Origin of the sequence: Streptomyces sp. NPDC096311 (genome assembly GCF_044763085.1) — a bacterium.
In the GTDB taxonomy this organism is placed as follows: domain Bacteria; phylum Actinomycetota; class Actinomycetes; order Streptomycetales; family Streptomycetaceae; genus Streptomyces.
The window spans coordinates 112,237-124,156 of the sequence record NZ_JBIWFN010000007.1 but is presented as its reverse complement, the minus strand read 5'-3'; the positions used below and the strand labels follow the sequence as shown (position 1 = coordinate 124,156).

The 11,920-nt window shown below is 71.7% G+C and carries 8 protein-coding genes and 2 pseudogenes; 8 read left to right on the top strand and 2 right to left on the bottom strand.

Annotated elements, in window-relative coordinates; genetic code table 11:
* Positions 1-243: 243 nt before the first annotated feature.
* The 3 genes from ACIRA5_RS19400 (at position 244) to ACIRA5_RS19390 (ending at position 5,161) form a co-directional block, all read left to right on the top strand.
* Entirely contained in the window at positions 244-444 is a 201-nt protein-coding gene (locus ACIRA5_RS19400; RefSeq protein WP_352047503.1) for a DUF6229 family protein, read from the top strand.
* Between the two features lie 363 nt (positions 445-807).
* Positions 808-3,687 (top strand): type 2 lanthipeptide synthetase LanM family protein, encoded by a 2,880-nt coding sequence (locus tag ACIRA5_RS19395; protein ID WP_403692145.1) that lies wholly within the window; start codon positions 808-810, stop codon positions 3,685-3,687.
* A gap of 364 nt (positions 3,688-4,051) precedes the next feature.
* Positions 4,052-5,161 (top strand): PP2C family protein-serine/threonine phosphatase, encoded by a 1,110-nt coding sequence (locus tag ACIRA5_RS19390; protein WP_403692733.1) that lies wholly within the window; start codon positions 4,052-4,054, stop codon positions 5,159-5,161.
* Positions 5,162-5,478: 317 nt separating this feature from the next.
* Here ACIRA5_RS19390 and ACIRA5_RS19385 read toward each other — a convergent pair whose 3' ends face one another.
* Positions 5,479-6,051, bottom strand: a complete 573-nt coding sequence (locus ACIRA5_RS19385; protein ID WP_403692144.1) for a dihydrofolate reductase family protein — start codon at positions 6,049-6,051, stop codon at positions 5,479-5,481.
* Positions 6,052-6,574: 523 nt separating this feature from the next.
* Positions 6,575-7,093: a glycoside hydrolase family 76 protein gene (locus ACIRA5_RS19380; protein ID WP_403692142.1), complete on the bottom strand. Its 519-nt coding sequence runs from the start codon at positions 7,091-7,093 to the stop codon at positions 6,575-6,577.
* Positions 7,094-7,165: 72 nt separating this feature from the next.
* Between ACIRA5_RS19380 and ACIRA5_RS19375 the strand changes: the two are divergent.
* The 5 genes and pseudogenes from ACIRA5_RS19375 to ACIRA5_RS19355 form a co-directional block, all read left to right on the top strand.
* Positions 7,166-7,375 (top strand): annotated as a pseudogene (locus ACIRA5_RS19375) (methyltransferase domain-containing protein); the annotation flags it as partial.
* Positions 7,376-7,451: 76 nt separating this feature from the next.
* Positions 7,452-7,655, top strand: a complete 204-nt coding sequence (locus ACIRA5_RS19370) for a hypothetical protein (RefSeq protein ID WP_403692774.1) — start codon at positions 7,452-7,454, stop codon at positions 7,653-7,655.
* Positions 7,656-7,888: 233 nt separating this feature from the next.
* Positions 7,889-9,088, top strand: coding sequence for a molybdopterin molybdotransferase MoeA (locus tag ACIRA5_RS19365; protein ID WP_403692140.1), 1,200 nt, complete (start codon positions 7,889-7,891; stop codon positions 9,086-9,088).
* 339 nt (positions 9,089-9,427) lie between these two features.
* Positions 9,428-9,922 (top strand): annotated as a pseudogene (locus ACIRA5_RS19360) (M24 family metallopeptidase); the annotation flags it as partial.
* A gap of 239 nt (positions 9,923-10,161) precedes the next feature.
* Positions 10,162-11,772 (top strand): purple acid phosphatase family protein, encoded by a 1,611-nt coding sequence (locus ACIRA5_RS19355; protein ID WP_403692139.1) that lies wholly within the window; start codon positions 10,162-10,164, stop codon positions 11,770-11,772.
* The last annotated feature ends 148 nt before the right edge of the window (positions 11,773-11,920 follow it).

Here is an 11,920-nt window from a genome sequence, read left to right as displayed (position 1 = left end):
TCTTCAGGGGCTCTTCGTCGGTGCGCGACCCAGGCCGGAGCTTGGAGTCGGAGGCTCGACGTCCGCCGCGCCCGCCCGGTCGGCGCTCGGCCGTGCGACCGTCCCACCCGTCCCGTAGAAGGCGGCAGACCGCAAGAACACCACATGGCTTTGGCCAGATTGGACGTCTGTCGGGTGTTCGAACCCGGCGATACTCAGGGCTGGGCAATCCGCCCCAATCCCCACATCCACCGGAGGTCTCTCATGCCCCAGACCAGCGTTGCCACCACAGCCGTGCTCGATGCCTGGCTGGCGGGCGCCGAGAGCGCGTACGGCCAGTCCAACCCCGCCGGGCCCCTCTACGTCGGAGGCGCCGCCGCCGAGGCCGCGCTCACCGACCCGAGCGACTCCCTCTACGGCTTCTGTTCCAGCCCGAGTGGGTCGCACGGCAGCTGGTGTTGCTGATCGCCTGCGGTGACTCCAGGGCCCTTTGCGCAGGGCCTGCCCGCTGACTGCCCTCTCCAGGGCGCGCTCATTGACCGTATCGCCTGCGGAGTACGCCTCTTCGGGGGCGCTCCTGCGGAGTGCGGTTCATAAAGCCGGAGCGTGGGAAACCGCGCGCCAAGCCACGACGCGTCCGCACCCGGGAACGCGCCGCAGCCTGCCGAGTTGGTTGCCGCCCGCCCCGCGCGCGTCGGGGATGCGGGGGTTCCCGGCTCGGTCGGTTGCTGCCGGGTGCGGATGGGTCCGGGCTGGTCGCACAGTTGCCCGCGCTTCCTCGGAACGACCGCAAGAAGCGAGTTCACGGCGGAATGGGGAGGGTGGACGGTGAGCGGATCGGCGCCGGAAAGATCGGAAAGGCCGGGGAAGCCGAGGAAGCCGGGGGAGCCGGGGAGGCGGGACGAGGCGGAATGGTTCGCCCGACCCGTACGGACCATCGGCCGCCCCTGGCGGGAAGAGCTGGCCCGGCGGCTGGCCGCCATTGACGCCCTGAGCCGGGACGAACAGGAAGCGGTACTGGACGCCGGCCACACCGCCCTGCTCAAGTCCCTGCACGCGAAGCTGTCGCGCCTGTTCCTGATCGAACTGCACGCGCTGCGCATGACCGCGGGCGGCGCACGCCACGCCGAGGACGCGGGGGCGGGATCCGACACGCGGACGTGGACCGCGTTCCTGGAGCAGGCCGGGGAGGAGGGCTACCTCGACCGGCTGGCCGGCCGATACCCGAACGTCGGCCCGCGGATCGCGTCGGTGGCGCGGCTGTCGGTGGCGGCGACGGCCGGATTCGCGGAACGGCTCGCCGCGGACCGCGAAGTGCTGCGGCCGCTGCTGGGGGGATCCGCGGGGGAGATGCGAGCCGTGGCGTTCGGGGCGGGCGACACCCACCGGGGCGGCCTGACGGTCAGTCGGGTCGACTTCGCCGGCGGGAGCGTCATGTACAAGCCCCGGCCGTCCGAATCCGACGTGGCGCTGGGCGCGCTGCTGGACGAGCTCTACGCGGACTTCCCCGGCGCCCCGTCGCCCGACGAACGCATCCGGGTGCCGCGGACACAAGCACGCGAGGGCTACGGCTGGGCCGAGTTCGTCCGCCACCGCTACTGCGCGGGCGAGGCCGAACTCGCCGCGTTCTACCGGAACGTAGGGCACTGGCTGGCCGTCCTCCGCTTCACCGGCGGCACCGACATGCACGCGGAGAACATGATCGCCGCGGGTCCGGTGCCGGTGATCGTGGACGCCGAGACGCTCTTCGACGCCCCCGCGCCCTTCCCGCCCAGCGGCCGGGGCGACGCGGTGGACGTGGCCGCGGCGGCCATCCGCCGTACGGTGCTGCGCACCGGACTGCTGCCCGTACGCGGCACCGGCTTCGCGCTCGGCGGGGTCGACATCTCCGGAGTCGGGTCGCTGCCCGGCCAGCAGCCTCTCATCCCGAACCCGGTGATCGCGGACGCCGGGACCGCGGCGGCCCGTTTCCAGGTGGACCTGGTGGCGATGCCCACCGCGGGCAACCACCCCAGTCCCACCCCCGTGCTGAGTGCGTACTGGGACCGGATCCTGGCCGGCTTCCGTGAGATGACCGCGCACCTGCGCCGGACCGGGACGGATCCGCACCTGCTGCTGCGCCGCTTCGAAGGCGCCCAGGCACGGCGGATCCTGCGGCCGACGCAGGCGTACGTCGACATCGGCCGGATGCTCTGGCACCCGGCGTCGTTGCACGACGAGGCGGCGGCGGTCGAACGGGCCCGGGACATCCTGCGGCGCAACGCCGAGGTGCTGCCCGGCGCGCCGACCGAGCGTGCCGTCATCGACGGCGAGATCGCGGACCTGTTGGCCGGTGACGTGCCGATGTTCACCTTCACCGTGGACTCGGCCGCCGTACGGACCACCGTGGAGGACTGGCGCACCGCCGACCTGGCGCTGGAGGAGGCGGTGATCCAGGACGCGCTGGTCGGCGCGTACCTCAACGAGCGTTCGCTGCCCACGCGGACGCAGGCCGCCGCCCGCGACCCGCACGCCCGGGACAGGGAGCGCCGCCGCCGTGACCTGGCCGCGCAGATGGTACGGCGGCTGTGCGACGGGGCGGTGCGCGGTGAGGACGGTACGGTCACCTGGATCAGCCCCGTCTTCACCCCCGCGGGGTGGTCGATCAGGGTGCTGCCCGCCGACCTCTACACCGGGCAGGGCGGGGTGGCGCTGACGCTCGCGCAGTACGTGAATGAGGTGCGGGCCGGGCGGGCGGAGGAGGTGCCGGGCGTCGCCGAGACGTTCGAGGGGGCGTTGCGGGTCCTGGTCGGTACCGAGGACCGGACACCGACGCCGTCACCCGGGGCTTTCAGCGGTGCCGCGTCGCAGGTGTGGACGTGGCTGGCGCTGCACCGGGTGCTCGGTGAGGACTGGCTGCTGGAGCGCGCCGCCGCGAGGGGCCTGCTGCTCGCGGAGGGCCGACTGGTCGAGGACGACGTCGAGGTGGACCTCCTCAACGGGGCGGCAGGCGCCGTCGTCCCCCTGCTCAACCTGGCCGTGGCGACCGGGCAGGACCGCTGGCTCGGCGCCGCCGCGCACATCGGCCGCCGACTGACCGGGCTGGCCACCCTCGACGCGAGCGGCGCTCGCTGGACGACCCGGCTCAACCCCGAGGGCATCGGCGGCTTCGCCCACGGCGCCACCGGCATCGGCTGGGCGCTGACCCGGCTCGCGCTCAGCGACGCGGGCTCCGCGGCCGAACGGTGCGACTGGAACCACCTCGCCGAGCGGGCCTTCGCCTATCAGGAGTCCCTCTACCGACCCGAGCACGGCAACTGGCTCGACGTCCGCGTCGGCGCCGAGGAGCACTTCTTCACCAGCTGGTGCCACGGCAGCGCGGGAGTGGGCATCGGCATGCTCGACCTCCACCGGCGCACGGGCGATCCCGCCCACCTCGACATGGCCCGTCGGGCCGCACATGCCTGCGTCGCCGAGGGCTTCGGCTGGAGCCATACCCTGTGCCACGGCGACCTCGGCCTCTGGGAATTCCTCACGTCCATGGACTTCGGCGACCCCTCCGACCTAGACGCCGAAATCCTCACCGGCCTCGAGCAACGCGGCCCGGTCGGCGGCCTGGCCCGCGAGGCGTTCTCGCCCAGTCTCATGTCCGGCCTCTCAGGAGTACTTCACACCCTCCTGCGCATGCACCCCGCGGCCACCCTGCCGAATCCCCTCCTCCTCGACTGACCCGCCCCGGCCGTCGTCGCGGAGGTGGTCGCGCTCCGTGTCCGACCGGGCGGCCACCGTGGTGAACGCGACGCCGGACGGGCAGCGTGAGCCCCTGGTCGCCTGCGGTTGGCGGCCGGGCGGCAGCCCTGCCGACCCCGCGCCGGGCGCCGGTGCGGGGTCGGTTCCGTCGCTGCGTGGTCCGGCGCGTGCGGGACGCGCGTGGCAGTCTTTCCGGCGCTTTGCCGACAGTTGCTGGCTGCGCTCGCAAGCTGTCCTGGGGCGGTGCACTGTGGAACATGTGGGGATCTGGAATCGCTTTGCCGGCTTCGGCCCGGGGCCTTCGAAGCATGGGCTGCTGGCGCTCCCCGTCCTGCTGATCGTGATGATCACGGTCGTCGACATCGTTGCCCCGGCCGACATCCATCTGGGCCCGCTGCTGGTGATCGCGCCGGCGATCACCGCATCCTTCGCCGGTCCCCGGCTGACCGGGGCGATCGGCGTCCTGGCGCTCGCGGCCGAGGCGGGCATCGCCCTGCACGACGGCATCCTCTTCTCGCGCAACGTCATCGTGCAGATGGTCGCCCTCGCCGTACTGAGCCTTCTGATCGTGGGCTACTCCGTGGTACACGAACGACACGGACGGCAACTGGCCCAGGTGAGGTCGGTCGCCGAGGCCGCACAGCACGTACTGCTGTGGCCGCTGCCCAGCGGGATCGGCCCCCTGCGTACGGCGTCCGTGTATCTGGCCGCCGAGGACGAGGCCGAGATCGGTGGAGACCTGTATGCCGTCACGCGTACCGACGACGCCACGCGCGTGCTCATCGGAGATGTCCGAGGCAAGGGCTTGGCGGCCATCGGAGAGGCCGCCCTGCTGCTCGGCGCGTTCCGCGAAGCCTCCCATCAACACGCCGACCTCACCGCGCTGACGGACGCGCTGGAACAGAGCATCTCCCGCTACCACGGCGAATTCACCCCGCCGGAGGACGAGGCCGGGGCCGAGGAGCGCTTCGTCACCGCCCTGTTGCTGGAGATCCCCGATGATGCGGCCATCGTCAGGATGACCAGTTGCGGGCACCCCGCGCCCCTGCTGCTCAGCCCGGAACACTCCGTCACCGCACTGAGGCTGCACCCCGCGCCCCCGCTGGGAGTCGGTGTACTGGGCCCATCGCCGCGCACGCTGGACGTGTTCACCTTCGAAGCCGGGGAAACTCTCCTGCTCTACACCGACGGTGTCATAGAGGCGCGCAATCAGAGCGGTGACTTCTATCCGTTCGCCGAACGAGCCACCCAGTGGACCGAGTGCGGCCCCGAACCGCTCCTGCGTCACATCCGGCGTGACCTCCTTGCCCACGTCGGTGGACGCCTCGGCGACGACGCCGCGCTCATCGCCCTGCGCCGGGCGCCCACCCACTCCGGCCACCACCTCGCACGGCTCATCCACGCCGAACCCTCCAGAGGGCGGGTGCGGAACTCCCAGGAACGCAGCTCCTGAGGAAGTCCTGGCCTGGTTACCCGTGCGTCGGGGCGCGACCGAGGAGCCATGAACACGAGCGGCACCGACGTGGAGGGCCTGGAACTGATCGCTGTCGTCGCCGTCGGTGTGGTGGAGAGGGGCCGGTCGTCGCGTCGTACGTGTCTGAGTGAACCGCTGCTGCTCGGCGCACTGCCTTGTAGGACTGGGAGGCGCGCATCACGCAGCGGCGGAGTCCTCCCAGGACGGCCCCACGCACTCCTGGGGCCCCCTTCGAAAGCGGATCAAGGCCGTGCGTGATGATCGCGGCCCGCGGCGTGGGAAGACCCGGGGCTTGGTCAGCGGACGACGTCGAGGACGTTCATCTGCAGGCCGTTGGAGTACACGGCGTGCTCGACGAGCTTGAGCTTCTGGGTGTCCTTGTCGGTGGCGGGGAACAGGCGCTTGCCCGCGCCGAGCAGCAGCGGGTGGACGAGCAGGTGGTAGCGGTCGATCAGGCCGGCGTCGGCCAGGCTGTGGTTCAGGGCGACGCTGCCGTGGACGATGATCGGGCCTCCGTCGGTCTCCTTGAGGGCGGCGACCTCGTCGAGGGAGCGAAGGATGGTGGTCTCGCCCCAGTTCGAGACGAGCTTGTCCTCAGTGAGGGTGGTGGAGACGACGTACTTCGGCATGGACTTGTAGTGGGCGAACTCGTCCATGTCCGGCCACACCGGGCTGAACGCCTCGTAGCTGGTCCGGCCCATCAGAACGGCGGTGGATTCCTGCTGTTCCCGCCCCTTGATGTCGAACGCCTCGGGGACGAACTCGACGTCCTTGAAGGTCCATCCGGAGTTGCGGTAGCCGGGTTCGCCGCCCGGGGCCTCCATGACGCCGTCGAGCGAGATGAAGGCGGAGCTGATCAGAGTGCGCATGCTGGTTTCCTTAGGGGTTTCAGGTGTGTGGTTCTCGATTGCCCGCCGCCGCTTCGACCACGTTCGAGGCGGCGGCTTCCTGGTGGGGATTCATTGCGGGCCGCCCAGGAGGGAGAGCCGGTGCGCCGCCGTCGGTATCCGGTGCGCTCGTCGTCCGGCCGGACCACCTCGCCGTCCAGCGGCGGCAGGTCCGCGGGCTCGGCCGTGGCGGGTTCTTCGGTCTCAGCGACGTCCAGCACCGCTCCAGGATCTCTCCGACAAAAAAAATTGTCAAGGAGAGAAGTCTTGTCGGTGAGCGGATCGGCGGCGGGCAGGGCAGGCGTGGGAACCGCCGGGCAGCGGGAAACGGCCCGGGAAGTGCGACGGCGACCTGGGCGGGCCCGCGAGGGCGGCGGCCGTAGCCAGGGCTGTTCGACGAGGCGCCGGAGGAAGCCGTCCGGCCGTGGAGGGCCGAGCGCGCTCGCGCCGGCCCGCTCGCACGTGGGTCGGGGACCCGCGTGCGAGCCGGCTCCGGGACCGGTCGTCAGCCCGCGGCGGCGGTGAGCGCTTCGAGGGCGCCGGCCTGGGTACGCCAGTCGGCCTGGTGGGGGCTGGTGCCGACCCGGCGTGCGCCGAGGGAGCTACGGTCCCGCGCCCACAGCGTGTCGGCCTGCTTCTGGACGTAACTCTGGTAGGTGCCGCAACCGGTGGCCTTCGCGAGGTCGGCGAAGTTCCGGATGAAGATGCCTTTGAACTGCTTCTGGTTGTCGTCGCGGGACGCCGAGCCGACGTCGCAGGACTCGGTGAGCACTCCGCCGGAGGTCAGCGTCGGGCTGCTGAGCGCGGCGTCGGCCAGGGCGCGCGCGGTGGTCGGCAGCGAGCTGTCCCCGGTCGTCTTCCACAGTTCGGTGAAGCCGCCGATGGCCAGTCCCTGGTTGTAACTCCACACGGTGGAGCCGTTGTTGGCGCAGGCGGAGGTCGGCCCGTCGTTCACCGGACCGGAGGAGTTGATCACCCGCTGGACCGGTACCAGGCGGCGGACGTCTTGGCCCGCTGCAGCCATACGGTGTCGCCCGGGACCTGGGAGGAGCGCTTCGCGGCCGACGGACCCGTCTACGCGGCAGTCGTCGCCCGGATGGGGATCGGCGCGGGGCAGACGGTGGTCGACCTGGGGTGCGGCACCGGACGGGCGCTGCCCGCGCTGCGGGCGGGAGTCGGAGACAAGGGTGTGGCCCTCGGGGTGGACGTCACCGCGGCGATGCTCGACGCCGCCGCCCGGCACGGCCGCGATGAGCTCGCGGCGTTGCTGCTCGCCGACGCCTGCCACCTGCTCCTGCCCTCCGGCTCGGTGGACGGCATCTTCAGCGCCGGACTCGTCAACCACCTGCCGAACCCGCCCCGCACTGGGCGAACGGGCCCGGGTGACCGCGCCGGGCGGCACCCTCCTGCTCTTCCACCCCTCGGGCGGCGTCGAACGCGCCGCCCGGCACGGCCGACCCCTGGACCCCGACGACCCGCTGGCCGAGACCAACCTGCGGCCCGCGCTGGACGCGGCCGGCTGGCGGCTGGCCCACAACGAGGACGCGCGGCACCACTTCCTGGCCCGTGCCGTACGGGTCGGCTGAGTTCCTCGGCTCAGTGCGGCAGAGTAGGCGGCGCGATCGAGCCCGCAGCGGGTAGTGCGCCACAACGCCCGGCAGAGGGGCCGGAATCTCCCGGGCGTCTGGTCCAGAATCTCCCGGGCGTCGTCGTGGGCACCCGCTTCTCACTGACCCGGCGAGGTAGGCGTGAGCGACTTGGTGCGCGGCGGCAACCTCCGGCGCCATAGGGGGTAAAACGACGGCGACACGGTGGACACATGACCATACGTGCCGCAGCCCCGGTGACCTCCTGCCGCGATGTGCCGTGGTCGCGGGCGCGCGAACTGGCCCACGCGGCCCCCATGCCCCTGCCCGCCCGGCAGGTGGCGCTCACCTGGGCCGCCGGGCTGACGCTGGCCGAGGACCTGTGCGCCAGGCAGCCACTGCCGGCCTTCGACACCGCGGCCATGGACGGATACGCCGTCGCCGGCCCCGGCCCGTGGCGGCTGTCGGCCGGAGCGGTGCGCGCGGGTGCCACGGAGGTGCCCGCGGTACTGGCCGAGGGCGAGGCGGTGGAGATCTCCACCGGCGCGCAGCTGCCCCGCGGCGCCCGGGCGGTGCTGCCACTGGAGCACGCGGTACGGGCCGGGGCGACGGTACGCGGCCCGGTGTCGGCTCCGGGCCAACACATCCGCCTGGTGGGCGAGGACGCCCTAGCGGGCGCGTGCCTGGTGCCGGCAGGAACCGGGGTCGGTCCCGCCCTGCTCGGTCTGGCCGCCGCCTGCGGCCACGACACGCTGGCGGTACGGCCCAGGCCTCGCGTCCGGATCCTTGTCACGGGCGACGAACTGATCCCTTCCGGGCGGCCGGCCCCCGGCCAGGTACGCGACGCGCTGGGCCCGCTGCTGCCGCCGCTGGTGCACACGCTCGGCGGCGAGGTCACCGACGTACGTCCCGTGCCGGACCACCCTGTCGGGTCATTGGCCACGGTCGTGCTCACCACGTCGTACGACTTCGACGTGATCGTGGTGACCGGTTCCACCTCGGTCGGCGTCACCGATCAGCTGAGGCGGCTGCTGGCCGAACACGGAGCCCGGTGGGTGGTGGACGCGGTCGCCGTCCGCCCGGGCCATCCTCAACTGCTCGCCCAACTCCCCGACCGGCGCTGGATCGTGGGCCTTCCCGGCAATCCGTACGCGGCACTGACCGCCGCCCACACCCTGCTCGCCCCACTCCTCGCGGGCCTGACCGGGCGCCCCCTGCCGGCCCTGCCCCGCATCCCGCTGACCGGTGACATCACGACCGCCCCTGGCCGTACCCGGCTGATCCCTGTCACCTGGGACGGCGCCACCGCCCGCCCCGTCGGCGGACACCGGCCCGCGTTCCTGCACGGCGCCGCCCTCGCCGACGCGCTCGCCGCCGTACCACCGGACTGGCGGCCCCACACCTCGGTGCCCCTGCTGCCGCTGACGGGATGAGGCGCACCTCACGCCGCTGCGCCGGTCGGCCCTCGACCGCGCGGCGAGGCGTGCCGTCAGCCCGGCGGGGCGGTGCTGCCCCGCCTGTAACCGGTACCTGGGGTCGACGGCGCACGACTGCGGGCCCGCCGGAGCCGCCCGTCCTCGCCCACGGCGAACGACCGACTGACGCAGGACGATGTCCCGACCGCACCGCAGCCTCGGCTACGACCGTGAGCCGGGCCTGGACCGGTCCTGGCAGCGGCTGCAGCCGTGACGAATCCGGTTGCCGGACGATGATTCACATGTCTACGGTCGGCCCCGTGGGGGATGACGAACCCACCTGCGCCGCACGTCTGTTGGATGCCCAGGCGAAAGCGAAGCGGCTGTAACCCGCCGGACCGGGTCATCGCCGCGGACGACATCGTGTTCGCCGACTTCGGTCCCCTCTTCGATGAGTACGAGGCCGACTTCGGGCGCACCTTCGTCCTCGGCGACGACCCGGTCAAGCAGCGGTTGCGCGACGACCTGCCCGCGGTCTTCGCGGCCGGGCGTCGCTTCTTCGGGAGCGACCCGGACATCACAGGCAGGCGGCTGTACGCCGAGGTCGAGCGGCTTGCCATCGACGCGGGCCGGGAGCTGGGCGGCTGGCACGCCGGGCACCTCGTCGGCGAGTTCCCGCACGAGACGATCCACGGTGCGGACGTGGAGTCGTACATCGCGCCGGGCAATGACACCTCGCTGCGACGCACCGACAAGGCCGGGCGCCGCTGCCACGGGATCCTCGAGATCCACCTCGTGGACCGGGGGCGCGAGTTCGGCGGCTTCTACGAGGAACTGCTCGACCTCGGCTGATCCGGCACGCTCGCTCGACGAAGGGCGACCGGGTCGAAGGGACCCTCGTTCATCGACGGTCGTGGCTCGGTCACGTCAACGGCGGGGCGGCCGCCGGCAAAGGCCGGGGCAAGAATCGCCTCCGTGGCCCGCCACTCGCGGCGCGATGACCGTCTGGCAACGCACTGTTCACGCAGGGGCCGCCGGGGCGCGCCAGGGTGCGGTGGTTGTCAGCTCAACTGCTCGCCAGAGAGGGCACCATGGTCACACAGACAGGGACATCGGACGAGTCGACGCAGTCTTCCGAGGGGGTCAGCCGTCGCCACGCGCTGGGCCTTCTCGGTACGGCAGGAGCCGGCGCGGCCGTCACCCCGTTGCTGGGAGCAGGTACGGCGCAGGCCGCTCCGCTTGACGCCCCGGCCCTCCATCTCACCGCGGACTCGGCCGGTGCGCCCCCGGTCCAAGGGCTGCACCTGACCTTCGGGGCGGATCCGCGCACCCAGATGACGGTGTCGTGGATCACCGACAGGCCGGTGACCAGACCCGTTGTGCACTACGGCACGCTGGAGCACGGCTTCGGATCCAGCGCCGACGCCCGGACCGTCACCTACGTGGACGGCACCTCCAGCCGTACCGTCTACGTCCACCACGCCTCGCTGAACCGGCTCACCCCGGGCACCGACTACGTCTACCTCGCCACTCACGACGGTACGACGCCCGACAGCGGTACGTTCCGCACGGCTCCGCGTGGACGGAAGCCGTTCACCTTCACCAGCTTCGGCGACCAGTCCGCTCCGCAGGTGACCTGGGCGGCCAACGGCACGGTGGCGCTCGACGCGAACTCCACCCCCGCGACGAAGGACATCGTCACCGGCATCGAGCAGGTCGCACCGCTCTTCCATCTGCTCAACGGCGACCTGTGCTACGCGAACCTGGACGTCGACCGGGTGCGTACCTGGAACAACTTCTTCACCAACAACAGCCGTTCCGCGCGCTTCCGCCCCTGGATGCCCGCGGCCGGCAACCACGAGATCGAGAAGGCCAACGGCCCGCTCGGGCTCGGCGCCTACCAGACCTACTTCACCCTGCCCTCCACCGAGACCGACGCCGAACTCGCGGGCCTGTGGTACGCGTTCACGGTCGGCTCCGTGCGGGTGATCGTGCTGCAGAACGACGACAACTGCCTCCAGGACGGTGGCGACGTCTACATCAGCGGCTACTCCGGCGGACGGCAACTCGCCTTCCTGGAGAAGGAGCTGAAGGCGGCGCGCTCCTCCGGTGACGTCGACTGGGTGGTCGTAGCCATGCACCAGGTCATGATCAGCTCCTCGGACGCGAACGGCGCCGACCTGGGCCTGCGCCAGAAGTACGGGCCCCTGTTCGACAGGTACGGTGTGGACTTGGTCCTGTGCGGCCATGAGCACAACTACGAGCGCTCGCTCGCCGTCCGCGGCGTCGTCACCGGCAGTGAGACGCTGACCCCGCGCCCGGTCTCCGAGGCCACCGATTCCATCGACACCGGTCTTGGCACCGTGCACATGGTTCTCGGCGGCGGAGGCGTCTCGGGCACGACGAACGAGAAGTTCTTCACGGACGGCACCGCCAAGGTGATCACCGCTGTGTCGGCGACCCCCGGTTCCAACGGCAAGCGCACCTCCACCTATACCAAGGAGGAGGCGGTCTGGACTGGCGTCCGGGACATCGAGCACCCGTACGGCTTCGCCGCCTTCACCGTCGACCCCGGACGGCACGCCGGTGACACCACCCGCATGCACGTGACCTACTACAACGTGAACAAGCCGAACGGCGACCTGTCGGTGTTCGAGACCTTCACGCTCCACCGTCGGCGCTCCGACGGCCACACGAGGTGACCCTGCCGATCCAGCTGCCCCCTGGTCCCCGCTGACGCAGGCGTGAACCGCACTTCGTGCCGAAAGCGATGGAGGCTCATCGAGCGGTCCATGAGCCGAGAATGCGGCGCGTGAAAGGTGCCTGACGGGTAAAGCCCAGGTCAGGCGC

Coding starts and splice junctions, on each gene's coding strand:
- ACIRA5_RS19365 (WP_403692140.1), top strand. CDS start 7,889: ATGACCATACGTGCCGCAGCCCCGGTGACCTCCTGCCGCGATGTGCCG.
- ACIRA5_RS19390 (WP_403692733.1), top strand. CDS start 4,052: ATGATCACGGTCGTCGACATCGTTGCCCCGGCCGACATCCATCTGGGC.
- ACIRA5_RS19380 (WP_403692142.1), bottom strand. CDS start 7,093: ATGGCTGCAGCGGGCCAAGACGTCCGCCGCCTGGTACCGGTCCAGCGG.
- ACIRA5_RS19385 (WP_403692144.1), bottom strand. CDS start 6,051: ATGCGCACTCTGATCAGCTCCGCCTTCATCTCGCTCGACGGCGTCATG.
- ACIRA5_RS19400 (WP_352047503.1), top strand. CDS start 244: ATGCCCCAGACCAGCGTTGCCACCACAGCCGTGCTCGATGCCTGGCTG.
- ACIRA5_RS19355 (WP_403692139.1), top strand. CDS start 10,162: ATGGTCACACAGACAGGGACATCGGACGAGTCGACGCAGTCTTCCGAG.